Source organism: Paenibacillus sp. NPDC058367, from assembly GCF_042723305.1.
In the GTDB taxonomy this organism is placed as follows: domain Bacteria; phylum Bacillota; class Bacilli; order Paenibacillales; family Paenibacillaceae; genus Paenibacillus_AQ.
The window spans coordinates 571,675-593,485 of record NZ_JBHXIZ010000004.1 but is presented as its reverse complement, the minus strand read 5'-3'; the positions used below and the strand labels follow the sequence as shown (position 1 = coordinate 593,485).

Here is a 21,811-nt window from a genome sequence, read left to right as displayed (position 1 = left end):
CTTAATTAACTTGTTGTTTTCTGGTGAAATCAATGATTATAGCAAGTGTAACTTTTATCATGTAATAAACTGATTTTAAAGCTTTAATTGAGGATACTCCCCCATTTCGTTCTCTCATTTTAACAGGGACTTCTAATATGCTGTAACCATTCCTACTCAAAGCCATAATAGATTCTGGTTCTGGATAATCAACAGGATAGTTCTCAGCGAAATAATTGATTATTCTTTTATTACAAGCTCTAAATCCAGAGGTTGGATCTGTTACTTTTTGCTTAGTTAACATCTTTAACAGACCGGCAAAATAAAAGATCCCTAACCTCCTTGTAATGGATGATTGAAACCCTTCTTTATTTATAAACCTCGATCCAATTACAAAGTCACATTTACCATCTAATATTGGTGCAATAAGATCCTTAATATAACTAGGATCATGTTGTCCATCACCATCAATCTGAATAGCGATATCATAATTCATATTTTTAGCATAAATATAACCTGTTTGAACTGCTCCACCTATTCCCAAATTACATGGCAAGTTTATAATACGTGCCTCAATATTCTCACAAACTTTTGATGTCATATCAGTTGATCGATCATTAATAATAACAATATCCAAAACGCTTGCGTAATGAGACAGTTCTTTTATTAAAGACTCAATATTTTCCTCTTCGTTATAACATGGAATAATACCTAAAACTTTCACAACTCACACTCCTCACGTTTGAATAAACGGAATCCAATAGCGTAGTAATATTATAATTGTAGTTAAAATCATTGAGAAGGTCGCTATTCTTGGAATAATGAAATCAACAAAATCAGATGCTTGTCGATGCTTCTTGGGATACTTCTCAAATATATTTATTTTAAAAATGATTAAAATAATAAGTGATATCGGAATGAAATATCTACCTTGAACCCCCGTAATAAATGGAGAACCCACCCCGCTTACTAATGACGTCCAGATAACATATAATGCCGTTTCGATTAGAACAATTATCGACAAACTTACTAAAGCTATAAAACCCTTGTGTTTTAAAGGAATCTTAATTGATTCGGAATTATCCATGATAGCAGATATAATCAAGACAACAAAATAAAACATAGTGAAAACATAAGGGAAGTTGGTATCTAACCAGCCAAGATTTCCAACAAAGCTAATAAAATAAAATTCAAGGTTATTAATAATAGATCTAATAAGGATATGGATGTACTCGAAAGGTGATCCAAGGATAAACTTAATTTGATCAAGTGAGCTGCTTCCATCTGAAGCTTGGCTTGCTCCTAGAATGAGGCTCGATAATATACTCCAACATAAATATGATACAAATCCAGCACCCAAAATAAATAAAAACCAAATATTTTTTTCTTTTTTATTCTTAAATTTAGAAATAGGTATTAATAGAAATAAAAATACTAAAGGGAAATATATCTGTTTAAATTGAATAATCACAGCCGAAAAAACAATAAGAGAATATAAAAGTTTCTTACTAACACTTGTAATTCTAATATCGTAACAAGTTTTTAACATTAGGGAAATAAACAAAAAAATAATCCCAATTATAATCCCGTCGTAACTTAATGATGCCGACAAACTTAGGGTCATAGGCATCATGCATAAAAGGAACAATGTATTTTTCATAAAAGGAATCAGTTTTATGGCATAGAAACAAGTTAATAGATAAAAAATAAGATTAAAAATCCTACCTATGTATAGATAATTAATAGGCGATATATTGTCATTTAAATTTAAAATAGGATTATCGACCGTTAGTTTCAAAAGCAACATACCCAATGATTGAGGAATAAAAAGAATAGGATTTGTTTTTGAAGTAGAATACTCAATAAAAACGTCTTGACCTTTGTTGACTTGCACATGAGAGTCTATATACTGGTTTTTATAATCATATTTCGCGTCTATATTCCCCATAATGTGTCGCTGCTCGTTTTCAAAATCAAGGATTGATTGCGGGATATAATTTCCTACTCTGCCTTCCGGGTTCTTTTCAGGAAAAAAATTAAAGGACGCTACTAAAAAGGCCTTCTTAAAATGGCTGTCCTCATCTGCCGCTTGCAATGGAGGAATTAAAAAAACAAATAACAAACCAAAAATTAACCCTAGAGATATAAAACTATATTCAATCTTCCGGGATGTAACCAACTAATCAACCTCCCATTTCCTACTCATTCTAAAGAGTTATACCAAAAATTGATTCAACACAAATTAGAATATTCCAATTATTTTATCACTAATATAATTTAATACTGTTCTGTTATAGAATACTTTAAATGTTAAGTCCTTGTTTTGCTTCTCACCATTTATATAGAGACTTCCTCCGTCATATGTGTCAATACTGCTATTATATGCTGTTACAGATTTCCCTTTAATACTATCTAACGACTTGATATAAACATAGTATTCTTTCCCTTTAGAAAACTTTATTGGAGGGAACCTAAAATCAAAGTACTCATTATCACTAATACTATTCGCCTTTACCGATGTTTGATATATGTCATTTTCCTCATTCATTTCTCTAATCCCCACTTGAATGGTTCCATCGTTATTACGCATATAAGTAGCCATTTTCAAAGAGACTCCACTCAAATTGTTTTGATCATAAGAAAAAGATTGGCCAATTTCATTACCAGCAGTTATTTCACTTAATGTCTCATCAGCAACATATTGATCAATACTCTCTCTAACCACACCCATGTTTCCAACGAATACATATATAATTACACAAAAAAATATAGCGAGGATGATCCACTTAAGCCATTTCAATTTTTTCATAGTATTCTCCATATGTTTCATTTATTAAATCTTTATAACCATACAAACCTAGTATTTCATTTTCCAAGCTGTTCCATTGTCTATCTTCTGCTGTTTTCAGACCATTTACTACCAACCTTTCTCTCAGTTCATAACTCTCATATACCTTATGAATCATTTCAATAGCATTATTTACATTACCTTGTTCATATAGCAGACAATTTTCTTCATGTCGTAAGTACTCTATATTTCCCGCATTAGGCGCTACAATCGCTATACCTCCCGTAGCCATCATTTCTAGAGGAGGGTAAGAAAAACTTTCCAATAAACTTGATTTTATAAGGATATCGCATTGTGCATAAATCCCTCCAACCTCATCGTATGGAACTTTATTCAGAAACTTATCTACTTTATACCATTCCTTTGGAGCTCCGCTGTACGATAAATACCAAATTTCAAATTTTTCTTTATCCAGTGAATTCACAATTTCAAAGCTTTCATCCACATTTTTGTAATGATCTTTAGAATTACCCTCTACTAAAACTCTAACTTTATTTTTACTAAAATCGAAATCTTTTTTATTAAATTTGAATATTGAGAGATCTATACCATTTGGCGCAAAAGTAACTTTTCTATTGAAATCCTCTTTCAACCATTTTTCGCACCATTTTGATATAGTAATATAATTCATATCGTTATAAGACGTGTAGGTTAGATTAGCTAATATGCGTGAATAATTACCCGGTTCATAAAAGTCAGTCTCAAAGTTCTGAACCAAATAATATTTATCCTTAATTTTAGGATAGTTATTCAAAAAAGAAGTTGTAGACCAAAGAGTAGCTACACACTTTTCAAAATAACCATGAAAGGCATGACGATGATATGATATTACATTAATCTCACCATCATTATTAATGATGTTATCATCCTCTTCACTCATCGAAATGATTGTAACATCTTTGCCTGAATCTCTAAGAATATTACAATGTTTAATTACTACATTAACCCCACCACTAATTTGTGTCGAAGGAAGAACAAAAGCAATATTAGGATTTGAATGTGTTTCAATGAAATCATAAAGTTTATATCCTGTTTTGGCAGTTGTCCAATTAAGAATAACCTCATCGAAAGCTTTTTTAGCAATTTCACATCGGTATTCTCTACTATTGATTAATTCCGTTAATTGAGATTCCCATTCTTCATATCCATCACACAAAATCCCAGTTTCTTTATTCTTAACAACTTCCTTAAATGCTCCTACATTACTCGCGATCGTAGGCACCTTAACTAAAGCTGCTTCCATCCACTTATTCTCTGATTTAGCTTCATTAAATATTGAACTCACCAGAGGAGCCAAATTTATATCTACACTTGCGATCAATCCAGGCAAATTCTTCCAATCCGTGAATTTTTCAAATAGAATTCTCTCTTCAAACTCTTTCAATTGATCAGGCAAATCAAGAAAACCAACAATTTTCAAATATACATTTTTATTTTTAGTAAAGATATTCTTAATAACAGGTAATATTAAATCAAAATCCTCATTATGAGTTATACTTCCACTAAAATATCCTAGTACGACACGTGATTCATCATTATTTTTATTCTTGGTAGCCTGGATTGATAACTCAATCATTTTTTCCGAAGCAACATTTCTATTAATATACACTTCTTTTACATAAGGTCTTAGTTCATTGGCTAGTCTAGCTGTTGTAGTTATTGCATAATCACACATTGACAGTGTTTTTTGTGTGCGATTTACCCCGTCCATGTACATCTCCATTTCATGGGTACTCATCGTTTCAAGATGTTTTATCTGTTTTACATATTTATAGTCAATAACTAAATCATCAATATCAAAAATCACTGTTTTATTAAAATACTTGGCTTTTTTAATTAAATCCTCTACTACTTCTGTATGCGGACAGCGAAAGAAAACAAATGATCTGTAATATCTGACCATGTCTACTGTAAGGTCTTCATAATAAACCGTATCACAAGAATATCCATTAAAGTGCAATTGTTCTATTTGATGATCAACTCTGTACCGTTGTGGATGGGGCAAGGTACAGCCATTAATGAATAAAATATCTTTGAAAGCTATGTGTTTAGCACTATTTCTTCTGAGCAACTTCTTCATAGAATATTTAACAGATTTTTTGGCAAATGAATTTACCCCTTCATATTTTATTACTGAAAATGATTTTTTTAATAAAGCATCAATACTCACTCACTATCACCCTTTAACCATTATTTATATTTGCTAGCATTTTTTTTCTTGATTGTTTAACGTAAGATTTCCTATGTTCTCCTCCAGCCGTCGAGGTTTCAGATATTCTCCAGTGATAAAGAATTTTTGGGATATGAATTACTTGATCAGTTAGTTGCATAATTCTTATTGCTATATCCCAATCCTGAACTCCCTCATAACCCACTCTAAAACCATTCACCTTTTTTACTAAAGATGTCCGATACACAGCAAAATGGCAGATATAATTCATATGTCTCAATAAGTGTTTATTATATTTCTTTTTGAAAAACGGAAAACATCTTATACCATCCTTAAGTTTATCTTCGTTACTATATATTAAATCAATATCCTTATTCTCATTTATTTGACTCACAACCTCATGCAATGCAAATGGAGCCAAAATATCATCATTATCAAGTAATGCTGTGTATTCACCCGTTACTAATTCAAGAGCAGTATTGCTACAGGCAGATATATGACCATTTTCTTTTCTATATGAGATACGGATACGGTTATCCTTCGCTTTATATTCTTCCAACACAGATTTCACATGTGGTTCTGAAGAATTATCATCTGCGATGCACAATTCCCAATTAGAATAGTTTTGTAATAATACAGATTCAATACATTCACGCAAAAAAATTTCTTTAACGTTATATACTGGAACAATTATTGATATAAGTGGCATATAATCAAAAGTGGACCCCTTATTTTCGTGATTTTCATTGTCCAGTATCCATTTTCGATATCCATTATTTCTCGTTATAAATTGTCTAACAATAAAGAATTTGATTTTAATTCTAATAAAATATGAATAGATCCAATAAAATAAAATAATAATATATCGCAAATTAATCTCCACAATTCAATTGTATTTTGAATAGTAATAATCACAAATTTCTGTAATATTCCCTGAACTTATAAGTTTGCCTTTCTCCAAAATCACTCCCTGGCTACACATACTTCTAATCTGGTCAATAGAATGAGAAACAAGTATTACTGTAGTCCCAGCATCCACCATTTGTTTGATTTTCATTTCGCATTTTTCTTGAAACTTAAAATCTCCAACTGAAAGAATTTCGTCAACAATCAGAACATCAGGAATTGTAGCCGTAGCTATTGCAAAACCTAATCTAGCATACATACCAGAAGAAAAATTTTTAACGGGTACATCAATGAAATTTTCTAACTCTGAGAATTCAACTATTTCATCAAATTTAGCTTTCATTTCTCTTTTCTTATATCCCAGTACAGCACCATTAAGGAATATATTTTCTCTTGCTGTTAGTTCCGCATCAAATCCAGCCCCTAATTCTATAAGAGGTGCCATTCGTCCGAAAACTTCAACTTTCCCAGTAGTAGGTTTCAACACTCCCGCTATTACTTTAAGCAAAGTACTTTTTCCTGCTCCATTCAGGCCTAATACACCAAAAATTTCACCTTTCCTTATTTTAAAGCTCACATCATTAAGAGCCCAAAACTCAGTGTATGAAATTTGACGCTTAAACCTTTTTATTAAATATTCTTTTAGAGTGCTAATTTTCTCTGTCGTCATATTAAAACACATTGAGACATTATTAATGTCGACAATTACTTCTTCCATTTCCCGGCTCCTTAAATGTATAGAATGAATTTATCCTGACGTTTCTTAAATAAATACAATCCGGCAATTAACGTTATGAACGCATAATTAAAACATTGTAAATTCAATTCAAATGAAGGGATACGTCCATAGAGTAACCCTTCCCGAAAATGTGTAACAAAATAAAACATCGGATTACTATAGAGAAGAAAGAGGTATTTATCTGGAATAGTGGACATTGGATAGATGATTGGAGTGGCATACATCCATGCCGTCATCAGTACTCCATATATGTGTTCAATGTCTCTAAAAAAAACAACTAAACTACATAATATCATTCCGACTCCAATACTAAACATGAACATATATCCTATAGAGACAAAACTAAAAAGAATTGTCCACTTCAAATGAACTCCTGTAACAGCACATACAATTAACACTGCGCAAAATGAAAAAAGCATATTTACTAATGAGTACGCAATTTTCGATATGGGGAATATATACTTAGGCACGTATACTTTTTTAATAATCTGACCTGAAGAAAATATTGAGGTCATAGCTAATGAAGTAGAGTCTGAAAAAAAAGAAAACAAAACTTGTCCAGTTATTACATAGGCTGCAAAATATTCGATATTGAATTTAAACAATTGTTGAAAAACAAGTGTAATTATCAACATAGTAAATAACGGATTCAGAATACTCCATAATATTCCTAAGACAGATCTTTTGTATTTTATTTTTATATCCTTTAAAACTAGTAATTTTAATAACTCTTGATATTTCATAAAATTAGTAACATACTTTTTAAGTTCGTTCACTGTAAGTTTCACCTATCCATTGTTTATTTAACTAACTGTCATTTAATAATGTAGATTCTATAATTCAGAATATGCTAAAATATTGTCGTACCTACAGGAAAAGGAGATTATAACGTGTCGAAACCAGTATACGGTAAAAACGCTGCTCAGTCGAGAAATGTTGATAAGATAGCAAGTCCGATATGGGCATTGGTTATTGCTTTCATTTTATTTTTGTGTTGGGCCCCATTTCAAGTGGGATTATTTAACGGACAGCAGTTAGACTTCGAGAAGCCTATATATGTGTCAGCACTAGTAAGTGGACTTTTGCTGCTAGTCTGCGTTGGCTTATACTACAAAAAATTCAAACTAGATGAACAGAGGGACTTAGTAGCTTCAGCTTCAATATTACTGCCTCTGACTTATGCTCTATCATTGTTTGTCGCAGTTTCGCATTATATGGCGATGAATATGTTGTTTATTCAGAGCATGTATGTTGCAGTCTTCATTATAGCCTTTTATCTCTTGAAGCAAAAGCAAGTAAATGTTGTCATTCAAAATGCCATTCTAGCAATTGCTTATTTCATAGTAGGGTTTGGACTACTAAATTGGTTGGGGAGTAACAAACTAGCGGGAGCTCTAGTGGGTTGGTTCTCAAACACCGTAAGAAATAATATCTACTTAGATGCAGTAATGACGGACTCTAACGGACTTCGTCTGACTTCGATCTTTCAATATGCAAATACCTACGCAGCATTCTTGATGGCCTTTCTATTTGTAGCTATATTCGCTCTTATTCGCTCTAAAAAATGGTACGGAACGTTAACACACAGCTTTATGTTAGTTCCTATCATTGTATCAATTTTATTAACATTATCTCGTGGTGGTCTTGTATTGCTACCTGTCGTATTTATATTGCTGCTGCTATTCCTGAAACCTGCACAGCAAATCCTTTGGATTCTTCATCTTGGCGTTGCTGGTATTGCTTCGTTGGTCATTACGACTCCAGTGACTAACCTAGGACTAGAGCTAAATACAAATTTCACTTCTTCCGGCGCCTTGAAGGGCTGGGGATACCTAATTGGAGCTTCAGTAGTTGTGGCAGGCCTATCTTGGGTCATTCAGCGTTTTTTCGCCCCTTGGCTGGAGAAAAAACTCAGTAATTGGTCGTCACGTAAACTAACAGGTCTATGGATTCCACTTTGTTCTGTTGCACTTGTCGGAATTGTAGCTTTCCTACTAATAGGTACAAGCGTAAAAAATATCTTACCTAGCAATATGGCAACTCGTCTTGAGAACATTAATTTCCAACAACATAGCGTACTTGAACGGATTACTTTTTATAAAGATGCCATGAAGGTAGTTAAGGATTACCCGATTCTTGGTGCTGGTGGTGGTGGATGGTCCTCATTATATGAGCACTATCAGAACAACCCTTACACCAGCCGCCAAGTGCATAACTTCTTTTTACAATACTTGATTGAGGTTGGGATCCTTGGTTTTATCGTATTTATGGGATTCATTTTGTATATTTTCTATAAATACATTCGTGGGTATGTGAAGCGGGATAAAAATGATTTTGAGAATGGTTTCTTTTACCTAATTATTGCTCTATCCATTCTTGTTCACAGTCTACTAGATTTCAATATGAGCTATGCCTTTATGGGAATACTCGTCTTCCTTGGACTGGCGGGCATGGCAGTTGTCATGGATAGTAAACAGCTACGTAAAAGTTGGAATAAAACTGGTTTTCGGCTTGGATATTCCGCTGTTCTTACAGTAGGAACTGTATTCTTGATATTCCTCTCGATTAGCTATATTGGTTCCAGTAACGCAGCCCTAAAGGGTAAAAATCTAATCGGGGTTAGTAATTCTTACGAGGAAATTAAGAAACCATTAACTGAGGCTTTAAAAACACGTCCAGGTCATCCAGAATCAGTCTTATACCTATCCTCGTTAGATCTACAGGTGTTTAAGCAGAATCAGGATGAACAATTTCTAAATGAGGCTTATAGTGTACTGACTCGAGCACTAGAGGATGAACCATACAACAAAAATATTTTAACTCAGTTAGTAACCTATTATGACCTAAAAGGTCAAAATGATCTTGCATACGGTGTTTACCGTGATAATGCTGATAAGTTCAACTGGGATATTAGTTGGTATGATACTCTCATCAGTCGTTCCTTTGCATTAGGTCAGCAAGCCCTTAACCAAAAGGATGAGACAAAGAAACAAGAGTATTTCAATGAAGCTCAAGAAGCATACAATCACGTTCTTTCTGGAATAGAACATCTGAAGACTCTTCCACCAGAACAACTGCAAGGGCGTCCTTTCTCAGTAACGCCAACTATCGCTTTAAATGTTGGTAGAATGCAACTTTTATCCGGACAAGAGGATGCAGCCAAGACAACTCTGAAGCTTAATTCGGATCCTAATTACACGGATATAATGAACGGTGAAACTCAGTGGGATATAAATTGGTACAGTTCACTAATCAGCCGTTCATTTGATTTGGGGCAGGCAGCTTATGCACAACAAGATAATCCAGATAGAATAGAAAACATGAAAGCGGGCTTTGTCGTTGGGCTTTTGGCCTATAATCAGGTACTTGCGGATAATGATCCTTCGAAAACATTTACTCCGGATGTGACACTGAAGATAGCAAAAATGCAGTATATGTCTGGACAGATACAAAAAGCAATCTCCATCTTGAAACCGGCCTTAAGCCAAGATTTCGCAGATGCAACCAATCGTGAGATTGCTCGTTGGTACCTTGCTGCACTGACGAAAACTGGTGGCGAAGATCAGGCGATATACAATTCACTGATCGCAGCTGATCCTGCGGAAGCAGCACAAATCGAGGCCATCGCAAATTCACAATTCTAAAACAGAAAGAAATCAAAAAAGCGTGCCGCTGTAATTACAGCGGCACGCTTTTTTTCAATGATATGAGTTCTATTTAAAGCCCTGCCTTAGCAACTTCGCTATCTATAAGCTCTTTCATATATCGAAGTAAATCATCTTTAAGCTCTTCATGCTGAAGTGCATAATGAATGGTGGTCTGAATGAAGCCCATCTTCTCACCAACGTCATGACGTTTACCTTCAAAGTCATAAGCAATAATCCGCTCCACTTCACTTAATCGGGAGATGGCATCCGTAAGCTGAATCTCTCCACCTACACCTACCTGCTGCTCGCCAAGCATATCGAAGATACGTGGAGTTAAGATATATCGTCCCAAAATCGCTAGATTTGAGGGGGCTTCTTCTCTCTTAGGCTTCTCTACTAGACGATTTGCCTTGTAGACACGTTCTGCCAAAGGCGAAGCGTCTACAACACCATAACGCGATACTTCTTCCCATGGAACGGGTTGAACGCCTACAATTGAAGATTTATATTCATCATAAACATCTATCATCTGTTTGAGGCACGGTTTATCCGCTTCAACGATATCATCACCTAGCAGAACAGCAAACGGCTCATTTCCAATGAATTTACGTGCACACCAAATCGCATGTCCAAGACCTCTTGGTTCTTTTTGGCGAATGTAATGGATATCAGCCATTTCGGAGGATTTGCGAACGGATTCAAGAAGTTCCCACTTCTGCTTTTCTGCTAAGTTAAACTCTAGTTCAAAAGAGTTGTCGAAATGGTCTTCAATCGCACGTTTCCCTTTCCCCGTCACGATAATAATATCCTCGATTCCCGAAGCAACTGCTTCTTCGACAATATATTGGATCGTCGGTTTATCTACTATCGGTAGCATTTCTTTAGGCATTGCTTTAGTTGCAGGCAAAAAACGGGTACCAAGACCTGCAGCGGGGATAATGGCTTTACGGATCTTCATCACATTAACTCCTTCTGTCGGTTACTCTTCCATCTTAAATACTCTGTATAGTAAAATGGCATATTTCCTTTAATTATAGCAGTTATAACAGATTAATGTCAGAGTGTTTGTTATATTTGTATATCTATTCCAATCAAATCGGAGAGGGAGAAATTATATAAGTCTTTTACAAGATCCCCCCCTTTGCTAACTCTCACCTATATATTATCTAGTATATGCAAGTAACAAAGAGGACGAGATCGTATCTATAAAAAAGGGCTAAGCACTCCAGATTTACTCTGGTAGTCGCCTAGCCCTATTTCTTTAACCTTAATTACTTCGCGTTAACCAATTGTCCCCGTGTAACCCCCAACTGGTTGGTAGCCTTCAAGCTCTTCCATACCTGCGTACCAGAGATCTCACCACGCAGTGCGCGGCTGTATAGGCTAATTACCTCAGCCACTTGCTCTGGTGTCTCTTCCAGGAACTCCACGCGGTACGAGGATACGCCTAGATCACGGAAATTATTCAAATACTCCGCACCGGACTGCTCAACTGCATTATAGACGGTATTACGGCAGCCTTCATCCACACGAACAGGATGTGACATTCCAATACGGTCTTGCAGGGAAGCGCGATGCTCTTCACATGGGCGACCACAGTTCGTAAAGTCTGTGCCTTCACTCATGAAGGTACAATATACGCAATGCTCTGTGTGGAACATCGGCAAATGCTGATGAATAACGATCTCCATACGAGAAGTATCGCTGTGTTCAAGCAGGTCAACCATCTGCTGAATGTTCAAGTCATAGGATGGTGTTACCATATCACAGCCTGCCTCAAGGAACAGGTCCACTGCCTTATGATTGGCGATATTCAATGAGAAATCGCCGATCAGGCGTGGATGCACGGCATCCGGCTGCTCTTGGCGGCGGCGCAGGTAATAATACAGCGCGCCGGTATTGCGTACTAACACGGCATCAGGCTGCAGGCGCAGAATATTGGCGTGGTAGCCGTTCTCGCCCGGCATATGAATGCGCGGCGTGGCCAGCGCAATGCTGGCCCCTGCAGCCCGTACCGCATCTACCGCTGCCGGGAACTGCTTGATAAACTCGAAGTCGGCGTAGATGTTTCTCACGCCGGCCTCGAGCGCAGCCTGCACCTGCGGCAGGCTGCGGCACAGCGCGGTGAGCTCCGCTTCACCGGCGCGTTGCGGAGCGACGTCCCTGCGGGTAGCGTCGCCGTAGACCTCGATCGCCCGTTTCACGTACACGGGCGGTTTCGGGCGCTCGCCCGCAAGCAGCTCCACCGCTTGGCGGCGGATGCTGTTCAGCTCGCGCATAGGGACGATGACGTCGCCTTGCAGATGCGACTCTAGCGCGTCAAGCTGGAACACGGTTCCGCCCAGGCGGCCGAATTGTTCTTCCAGCAGCGCGGCATCCATCGGACGCTTTTGCGCTGTTTCCAGCGCGAGCTCCGAGTCCACACGGACGGTAACGTTCTTCTGAACGTCCGTCCACCAGGTGGTCAGCTTCTCGCCGACGCAGCCCTGCACTCGCACATGTACCGGGAATACCCGGTACGGCTTCTCTGTCTCATAAGTCTGGCGCAGCGCCTTGTCTAACGCAGGGTCATTTGTCTTCCAAATGCGGTCACCGACATTTAGACGACGCAGATCCACATCATTACGACCGGCTACGATGTCGATGATCCAGCCTTCTCCGGCTTCACCTTCGAGCTTCACACCTTTACGACGAAGGTCGTAAACGCGTCCGCCTTCTTCTTTTTTCGTCGGATCCCCTGCATCAAACACGATTCCGTCTCCCCGCTTAAGAGGTGCATGAATACGGCAGACAACTCCATCACGAAGAATTTGTTCAACCGTTCCGAGATATACACCACGGCTTTTCGGGAAAGTGCCGTCTACGAGCTTTTTATTGTTCGTTCCATCTAGGAAACCATGCGTGAAACCGCGGGAGAAGCTTTGTTGCAGTTCACGAACTTCTTCCTTCGATGGTTTGGACATATCGCCATCAAAATACCGATCAATTGCCTTACGGTACTTACTAACTACATTCGCAACGTATTCTGGACTCTTGAGGCGCCCTTCGATTTTGAAAGAAGTTACGCCCGCCTCGATCAACTCAGGCATAAGATCTATAGCTGCCAAATCCTTAGGGGAGAGCAAATAAGTCACATCACCCATAGGTTTAACTTCTCCATCCACCATCAGATCATAAGGCAGACGGCAAGCTTGAGCGCATTCACCGCGGTTGGCGGAACGTCCGCCCCACATTTCCGAAGTCAGACATTGACCCGAATAAGAGACACATAAAGCACCATGCACGAATACTTCCATCGGCAGACGGGCTTGCTCCCCAATCGTCTTAATTTGCTTCAGATTGTTCTCACGACCGAGTACCACACGTTCCAAACTGAAAGGCTTAGTAAACTCGACCGCTTCCGGGGAAGTAATGGTCATCTGTGTCGATCCATGAATCGGGAAATCCGGTGAGATTTCACGGATCATTTTGACCAAACCTAAATCCTGTACAATCACCGCGTCCACGCCAGCATCTACACAAGCGTCAATCAGTTCTTTTGCATCGGACAATTCATTTTCAAAAACCAGTATATTAAAGGTCAGGAAACCCTTCACACCATAGCTATGCAAAAACGCCATAATTTCCGTCAGCTCGTCCATGCGAAAGTTGTTCGCTCTCGCCCGTGCATTAAACTTCTCTACGCCAAAAAAGATAGCATCCGCTCCGTTTGCTACCGCCGCACGCATGCAGTCCCAGTCACCTGCAGGTGCCAATAGCTCCACGTCTTCTCTGCGTATTTGTTGCTCTTTCATTTATATCCTCCCAAACCGCCATGTGGCGGGTCATTTCTAGTTGATTAACTTGATAATTGTATCAAATATCACATCTCAGCGCCATGTGTTTACCAACATTTATATAAAGAAAAGAACGCCCCATGCCATTTAGGCTACAAGGACGTTCTCATCTAATTGAATTACACTCTACTATTAGTTAGTCATGAACTCCAATCACCTCTAAACTACTCATTCCCCGTAAACCGAAACGACTGCAGCGTTTTATCCAACAAAGCTTGCTGTTCTGCAGTAGCATTGGCATCATTCAGCGTAACAGTAATCGTGTAGACCACCTCATTTTTGCCAAAAACAACGTGCTTACTGCGGAGAGGAACACCATTCTTGATTTGATGCACAGTAAGGATCGTAGCAGAAACACCTGCAAAGGTAGACTCCACTATACTTTCAATGCGAGGACCTTTAGGATCATTATTTTTATTCTGATAAGAATCTTTGAGCATATTCACCGCATAATCGATTGAGCCCTCAGGTTTCGAATTAATCTGGAAACGTCCTCCGATGAACCGATACTCTACCAACTGTGTCTCGAATACATCTTGATTGGGTGTCCATAAACGTGGAATGTCGATGGCATAGCCGTATCTTTTGGATACTTTCGTTATCGTTTTATTCTTGATTGTCTTATAGTCATCGCTAGCGAGTCGCCCGAAGTTCTCCTTCAACAGATCAAAATCAATATCAATGGAGGATATAATAGCATTGAATTTGGCCTTATCGTCTTCTTGTCCAGGAGGTGTCACATATTCAAAATAGTAACGGTACCCATTCTTGAGCACGATTGCCTGATATTCTGTCGTCCAACCGTTGCCGAAATTCAGCTGTGTCTCACTTATTTGTGCAGGTACGCCGGAGATTTCAGACTTCATGCTATCCTTAAAAACATAAGCGTCCGATACAAAGTTCTCTTGCGTTTTTGTCTTCAGCTCATCAGCCCAGCTCTCTAGTGTAGAACCAGCAGGTGCCGATGTAATCGCCACACTCAAATGACTTCCATGTTTGCTTTCATAATAAAAATGCTGGTCATCCTTAGTCCAAGCGGCAGGAACCTGTAGTGAGATACCATAGTCCTCATTATAGGCTTCACTTAAGCCATTCTTTACGGTAGAGAGATCACGGATTTTGTTATCCTTAGTGTCAAAAGAGGGCCGAAAAGAGCTCAGTAACCCCGCATATTTGGCTAAATCCTTATAATTAGTGGCTTTCTCATCCGTCAAATAAATCTCGTAAAGTCTACCTTCAGCATAGATCAGCCTGTTTTCCCAGAGTGCTCCGCTGGAATCTTTACTGACCAATCGTGCATAGGGTACAGAGGCTTTCGGGAACGACTCCCGGTCTAATATCAGTTCACTGCCTAACTCGACTTCCCGGACTAGTTGTTCTAATAGCCCATCTGCATCAACAGCAACTGCCTGATCACTTGCATGAATCTCCAAATAATAAAGATTGTCCGCACTGGAGAAGGTAGCCACACTCTCATCACCACCGCTATTTCCAGCAATCAGTCCAGACGGATAATTTAGTGTCCATCGATAATAGCTGTTCCCAATTTGCGTCTTCCCCACATCGCTATCAATACCAGTATCCACTGGCACATCGCCTTCATTGTCAGCAGGAGCTAAGGTAATGATCAGCTCACCACCGTTACCCTGGGAGAGGGTTGCACCCAGTACACTCGCCACAAAACGCAGCGGCACCATCAACACACCTGAAACCATTCGAGGAGCGGAGGTGAGTTTAACTTTAGTCGCATCCTTCCAGGCACTAATACTACCAATCGTCATTAACCCTGTATGAGAGCCGTACGTTACTTTCACTACATCATTTCCTTCTAAGGAAACCGTGCTGCCAAATGTCTTTTTAAAAACCCCGAGCGGTACCATAACCGTTCCGTTCTCCATATAAGGCCGCTCGATAGTCACCTTCTTGCCATTCACCGTAGCAGAAGTACTGCCAACTTTAAGACTCAGCTGCAGCTTGTCTGTTTCTGCTGCCCGTACGGTTGGTATCGGTAATATAGAAAATAGCAATAATAAGGCCAGCATCGCACACAATCCTTGTTTTAAAACTTTAAAGCCCATTTACCGTCCCCCTCTCGAGTTTCCTGATCAATCTTCCGTATGCTCTTCTCCATCTGCTCCTGCACCCTCTTCACTTAATAGGGGATCACCCTGAGTGAGCACCAGCTTACGGATGACGATATCCCCATCACTTTGCATAACCAGTCGTACCGTTGTACCTGGAGAATAGCTTTTAAACAATTCATTAATATCAACTAGTGAGACCACACGGTGGCCGTCAATGCTGTACAAGACGTCGTCTTCGGCAACACCCGCCTTGCGTGCTTCAGCAGAAATCACTTTAGTTACAGTCAGGGGATCGAGCGTTGGCAAGCCCACAATCGAGGACCAACTCGGCTCTAACTCCAATCCAAGACTCGGGTGTTTTACTTCACCGTATTTAAAAAGCTGGTTCATAATATACTGCACGGTATCCGACGGAATAGAGAAGCCCATATTCTCCACGCCCACCGCTGAGTATTTCAGACTGTTTATTCCCAGCACTTCGCCCTTCATATTCACTAGCGGGCCCCCGCTATTCCCGGGATTAATCGCTGTGTCACTTTGGATCAGACGATAAGCCGCAGCTACTTCACGGTTAAGGCCACTTATAACCCCTACGGTCGCTGAATTCCTTAGAGAAAAGCTAATCGGTGTTCCGACGGCCACTACCTTCTCACCAACAATGGTTTTGCCGGTCGAAGGAATAAACTTTGCAGGTTTAAGGGAGGTTGCATTGATTTTTATCAGGGCCAGATCACTAACTTCATCTAGATATGTTTCTTTAATGCTGTAGGTTTTGGAGTCCGACGTCACTACCAAAGCATTCTGCAGATCCTTGATGACATGTGCATTGGTTACAATCCATCCATTCGATTTCACAATAATCCCAGAACCATGCGTCAGATTGTATCGATCATCCGGTCCGCTATTGCCTCCACTATCGTCTTTGCCGATAATGCCCACTACGGAGGGGGTGATACTTTTAATAATCCCTGGTACGGGGTCTTCCGCTGCTGTTGAATTTTTGATTTTGTCTCTCTGGGTTGTGGTCGCCGCGCTAACCGTCTTAGTCGTATCACCCAACGCATAAACCGACTCACTCCATACTCCTGACAGCAACACACCGCACAGCAGCAAGCCCATTCCTTTCTTCACCAGCTTCTCCCCAATCCTCATCAACCTTCACCAGACCCTCTCTATGCTAATGGATAAATTTTACATTATATAATTTGAAAAAAGACACCTTCAATGCGCCCACGGCGTTAAAGGAGTCTTTTGGTGCAAAGCTGTTCAATTTAATTCTTCCGTTAACTTAACCAATGCATCACCATGGCATAGTCAGAGATTATAAAAACCAATAAACTAACCGCTCCGAAACCAATGGCGAACTTGTTCTTCTGGGGAGCCCTCAGTAACCGAATGACTCCAACTAAAATTAGGATGGTGAATAAAATCATAAAAACATCAAAGGTATGAAATTTAGACGGTCCTTGCGCGGCAACTTCTGCAAGTAGCATTACCTTACCTCCTCAAAAATGTTGTCAAGCAAGATCCAGTATTCCCCATATCCTCTTCTATGTTATCGCTACCATTTGGGCGATGCAATAGGTTTTGTAGAAAAATTATGTATTTGTCGCAAAAAAATATTTTATTACTGCAAAATCGGATAAATTAATGATTTTGTTCATTGACGTTTGGTGTTTTGCGGCGAAAATGATGAGACCTAACGGGTAATGGTCGATCTTTGTGAATGTAACTAAGGAAGTTATTTAGCATCTCTGCCGGGAGTTAGTATCTTACTAGTCAATTTGTAATTTTGAGGTTAGGGGTTAGAATTTAGAATTAAAAATCTGGTACTAGAGTCTATACTTTTGAGGATTAGGGAAATCCTCCCTGAAATTAGCCGTTTATTACTTCAATTTGAGGTTTTTAGGGAATTCCTCCCTAATAAACACGAGAGAACCCTCATTATGGATGAATCGCCTCGATAAATAGGGAGGTTTTCCCTGATTTGAGCTTAAAAGCTGCAAAACATCAGATTATTAGGGAGGTTTTCCCTAATCTAGTATCACAAGCATTTGATAGAGCTAGCAATATAGCCGTTTGTTATTTATTTTTCAAAGAACCATTGAGCCTGCTGTTATTCTTTTAACCATTAAGCGAACATACAGCAAAAGCATGCTCCTCATTCAATCTTACGACGGACACGCCCTACATATGCCTATCTCTTCTACTATTTAGTTTTCTTTTTAAAGGAGCCGTAATACTTTTACTAGAAACTCATATCAGATCGGATAATCAAAATACGTAACTCACACGAACAATCAAGCAACACTCCAACGAAGATTTTGACTACATGCAAATAACCCGAACTGATAGATGATTTGATTTTGATTTTGAAATTGCCTATGAGCTTAAAGTTGCTAGTGAGCTCTAATTTACTGGTGACTACCAGCAATTGTACCGATCAATTGTTTTCCCAAAATAATAATTTTGGACAACAAACAATAAAGGCCACGGCAAATTGCCGCGACCTTTATTATTTATTAGTTATACTATCCAGCATTATTAGCTTAGGTAGTTTCCGCCGTCTCAAGCATAAGCGCTTCAGTACGCTCCGTATCACGAATCAGAACTGGCTTCAGATACTTACCTGTGTAAGACTCCGTAACAGTAATGATCTTCTCTGGTGTTCCTGTTGCCAGTACGGTTCCGCCGCCACTGCCGCCTTCTGGTCCCATATCAATGATATAATCCGCAGTCTTAATAACGTCCAGATTATGCTCAATGACAAGAACCGATTCTCCGGAATCCACCAAGCGGTGCAATACTTCTAGTAAACGACCAATGTCGTCCACATGCAGACCTGTTGTAGGCTCATCCAAAATATAGAGTGTCTTGCCTGTACTACGACGGTATAGCTCAGAAGCCAACTTCACACGCTGCGCTTCACCACCGGATAATGTTGTACCTGGCTGACCAATTTTAATGTAGCCAAGACCCACATCCATCAGCGTTTGCATTTTACGATGAATACGAGGGATATTCACGAAGAACTCTGTAGCATCCTCTACTGTCATCTCCAGCACGTCGGAAATGTTTTTCCCTTTATATTTCACTTCTAGTGTTTCCCGGTTATAACGTTTACCTTTACATACCTCGCAAGGAACGTATACGTCAGGCAAGAAGTGCATCTCAATCTTGATAATTCCGTCCCCACGGCAAGCTTCACAGCGTCCGCCTTTTACGTTAAAGCTAAAGCGTCCCTTTTGGAACCCCCGTACCTTTGCCTCATTCGTCTTCGAGAACAGATCACGAATGTCGTCAAATACGCCAGTATAGGTTGCTGGGTTAGAGCGTGGTGTACGCCCAATTGGCGATTGGTCGATTTCAATAACCTTATCGAGATTTTCCAAGCCACGAATTTCTTTGTGCTGACCCGGACGCACCTTCACAGCCTTATTCAGCTGCCGTGCCAAGCTCTTGTACAGAATTTCGTTAATAAGTGAAGATTTACCGGAGCCCGACACACCAGTCACCGCCGTAAATACACCCAATGGAATCTTCACATTCACATTTTTCAGGTTATTCTCTTTAGCGCCACGAATTTCTATCCAACGATCATCGGTAGCACGACGCTTAGCGGTAACTGGAATAAACTTACGACCGCTCAAATATTCACCGGTTAAGGAATTCGGATCTTTCATAATCTCTTCCGGTGTTCCTTGCGCCATAACTTGTCCACCATGAATACCCGCACCCGGTCCGATATCAATAATATAGTCCGCTGCCATCATCGTATCTTCGTCATGCTCTACAACAATCAACGTATTGCCTAGGTCACGCATATGAGCAAGCGTAGAGATCAGGCGATCATTATCCCGTTGATGCAGACCAATACTTGGCTCATCCAGAATGTACAGAACACCCATCAAACTGGAACCGATCTGAGTGGCCAACCGGATACGCTGTGCTTCACCACCAGATAGCGAGCCTGCTGCGCGGCTAAGTGTCAAATAGTCCAATCCGACATTCACCAGGAATCCCAGACGATTGCAGATTTCCTTAAGAATGAGATTGGCGATAGCTGTCTCTTTCTCACTTAACTTTATTTCTTCAAACCAATGCTGACAGTCACCAATCGAGAGATCGGTAATATCCGAAATATTTTGTTCGTTGATCGTCACCGCCAAAATTTCTTTCTTCAGACGTTTGCCCTTACAGACATGACAAGGCTTAGCACTCATAAATCCTTCAATAAATTCACGAATACCGTCAGATGCGGTCTCCCGGTAACGACGCTCCAGATTCGGAATAATCCCTTCAAAAGCAACCATCGCATCTTTCTTTTGTCCAAAATCATTCTCATATTTGAAGCGAACCTTCTCACTACCTGTACCATGCAGTAGTTTATTCATATGATCAGGTGTTAAGCTGCTCACTGGAACGTTCTGTGGAATATTAAAATGCTCACACACGGACTTTAGAAATTGCGGATAGTAATTAGAAGTACTTCCAGTCCAAGCTAAAAAAGCACCTTCTTCAATGGATTTCTCAGCATCAGGAATAAGCAGATCTGGATCGACCACCATCTTCATTCCAAGTCCATCGCACTCTGTGCAGGCTCCAAACGGACTGTTGAAGGAGAACATACGTGGTGCCAGCTCTTCAATACTAAAACCACAAATCGGACAAGCAAAATTAGAGCTGAACAGAAGCTCTTCCTGACCGATGATATCCACAAGGATTTTACCGCCCGAAAGTTTAAGTGCCGTCTCCAGTGAATCCGTCAGCCGGGTCTCCACATCGTCTTTAACGACGATCCGGTCTACAACAACTTCTATGGTGTGCTTTTTATTCTTCTCAAGTTCAATATCCTCAGACAGATCTCTTAGCTCACCGTCCACACGCACACGTACGAACCCTTGCTTAGAAATATCTGTGAAGAGTCCTTTGTGTTCACCTTTACGTCCTGAAATAATAGGCGCTAGGATTTGCAAACGAGTCTTCTCTGGATACTGCATAATCCGGTCTACCATTTGTTCAACGGTCTGGGAAGTAATCTCAATTCCATGCTCTGGACAATGAGGGTGACCGATCCGAGCAAAAAGCAACCGGAGATAGTCATAGATCTCAGTAACCGTACCAACTGTGGAACGCGGGTTGCGACTTGTTGTCTTCTGATCAATAGAGATTGCCGGGGATAATCCGTCTATCGAATCCACATCCGGCTTCTCCATTTGTCCCAAGAACTGACGAGCATAAGCTGACAAAGATTCAACATAACGCCGCTGTCCTTCAGCATAAATCGTATCAAATGCAAGCGAAGACTTACCCGAACCGCTCAGCCCCGTCAGCACGACGAAACGGTCACGTGGAATCGTCACATCGATGTTTTTGAGATTGTGCGCTCTCGCGCCTTTAATTACAATATTATCGTTCGCCAACGGAACCTCTCCTTAATGAATCAAATATCAAAGCTTTAACGATTTCAGAGCTTTATTAAAAGCGTTTTCGATCCCTCCCAAACCCTCCCTTCCAAGGGAGGGCCCCAAGGGTTGCACCCTCTGGACACCCGCATTTTTTGGCGAAGGAGGCTGGTGGGACGGGACTTAGTGACAGTGGT

General features: G+C 39.9%; 14 protein-coding genes. 1 reads left to right on the top strand and 13 read right to left on the bottom strand.

What is annotated here, in order from left to right:
• Position 1: 1 nt before the first annotated feature.
• The 7 genes from ACFWMP_RS23195 to ACFWMP_RS23165 form a co-directional block, all read right to left on the bottom strand.
• Positions 2 to 703, bottom strand: coding sequence for a glycosyltransferase family 2 protein (locus tag ACFWMP_RS23195; protein WP_379424798.1), 702 nt, complete (start codon positions 701 to 703; stop codon positions 2 to 4).
• Positions 704 to 715: 12 nt separating this feature from the next.
• Positions 716 to 2,158 carry a DUF2142 domain-containing protein gene (locus tag ACFWMP_RS23190; protein WP_379424797.1) on the bottom strand — a complete coding sequence of 481 codons (1,443 nt, stop codon included), beginning with the start codon at positions 2,156 to 2,158 and terminating at the stop codon, positions 716 to 718.
• Positions 2,159 to 2,221: 63 nt separating this feature from the next.
• Entirely contained in the window at positions 2,222 to 2,788 is a 567-nt protein-coding gene (locus tag ACFWMP_RS23185) for a hypothetical protein (RefSeq protein ID WP_379424796.1), read from the bottom strand.
• On the bottom strand, positions 2,766 to 4,997 hold the full coding sequence (locus tag ACFWMP_RS23180) for a glycosyltransferase (RefSeq protein WP_379424795.1): 2,232 nt from the start codon (positions 4,995 to 4,997) through the stop codon (positions 2,766 to 2,768). The genes ACFWMP_RS23185 and ACFWMP_RS23180 overlap by 23 nt, the downstream gene beginning before the upstream one ends.
• 13 nt (positions 4,998 to 5,010) lie before the next feature.
• Positions 5,011 to 5,706 (bottom strand): glycosyltransferase family 2 protein, encoded by a 696-nt coding sequence (locus ACFWMP_RS23175; protein ID WP_379424794.1) that lies wholly within the window; start codon positions 5,704 to 5,706, stop codon positions 5,011 to 5,013.
• 177 nt (positions 5,707 to 5,883) lie between these two features.
• The gene (locus ACFWMP_RS23170; protein WP_379424793.1) at positions 5,884 to 6,621 is read right to left on the bottom strand and encodes an ABC transporter ATP-binding protein; all 738 of its coding nucleotides are present in this window, start codon (positions 6,619 to 6,621) and stop codon (positions 5,884 to 5,886) included.
• A gap of 11 nt (positions 6,622 to 6,632) precedes the next feature.
• Positions 6,633 to 7,385: an ABC transporter permease gene (locus tag ACFWMP_RS23165; RefSeq protein WP_379424821.1), complete on the bottom strand. Its 753-nt coding sequence runs from the start codon at positions 7,383 to 7,385 to the stop codon at positions 6,633 to 6,635.
• A gap of 147 nt (positions 7,386 to 7,532) precedes the next feature.
• Here ACFWMP_RS23165 and ACFWMP_RS23160 point away from each other — a divergent pair, with 147 nt between their 5' ends.
• A complete protein-coding gene (locus ACFWMP_RS23160) occupies positions 7,533 to 10,286 on the top strand; it encodes an O-antigen ligase family protein (protein WP_379424792.1) in 2,754 nt (917 codons plus the stop codon).
• Between the two features lie 73 nt (positions 10,287 to 10,359).
• On the opposite strand, the gene galU is transcribed toward ACFWMP_RS23160, so the two are convergent.
• The 6 genes from galU to uvrA form a co-directional block, all read right to left on the bottom strand.
• Positions 10,360 to 11,247, bottom strand: a complete 888-nt coding sequence (gene galU, locus ACFWMP_RS23155; protein WP_149645276.1) for a UTP--glucose-1-phosphate uridylyltransferase GalU — start codon at positions 11,245 to 11,247, stop codon at positions 10,360 to 10,362.
• 313 nt (positions 11,248 to 11,560) lie between these two features.
• Positions 11,561 to 14,083, bottom strand: coding sequence for a U32 family peptidase (locus ACFWMP_RS23150; protein ID WP_076286989.1), 2,523 nt, complete (start codon positions 14,081 to 14,083; stop codon positions 11,561 to 11,563).
• A 206-nt stretch (positions 14,084 to 14,289) separates the two neighbouring features.
• Complete coding sequence (locus ACFWMP_RS23145) at positions 14,290 to 16,203, bottom strand: stalk domain-containing protein (protein ID WP_379424791.1); 1,914 nt, start codon at positions 16,201 to 16,203, stop codon at positions 14,290 to 14,292.
• A 27-nt stretch (positions 16,204 to 16,230) separates the two neighbouring features.
• Positions 16,231 to 17,364, bottom strand: a complete 1,134-nt coding sequence (locus tag ACFWMP_RS23140) for a S1C family serine protease (protein WP_379424790.1) — start codon at positions 17,362 to 17,364, stop codon at positions 16,231 to 16,233.
• A gap of 128 nt (positions 17,365 to 17,492) precedes the next feature.
• Complete coding sequence (locus tag ACFWMP_RS23135) at positions 17,493 to 17,702, bottom strand: DUF2759 family protein (RefSeq protein ID WP_042131279.1); 210 nt, start codon at positions 17,700 to 17,702, stop codon at positions 17,493 to 17,495.
• Between the two features lie 1,056 nt (positions 17,703 to 18,758).
• Complete coding sequence (gene uvrA, locus ACFWMP_RS23130) at positions 18,759 to 21,632, bottom strand: excinuclease ABC subunit UvrA (protein WP_042192277.1); 2,874 nt, start codon at positions 21,630 to 21,632, stop codon at positions 18,759 to 18,761.
• Between the last annotated feature and the right edge of the window lie 179 nt (positions 21,633 to 21,811).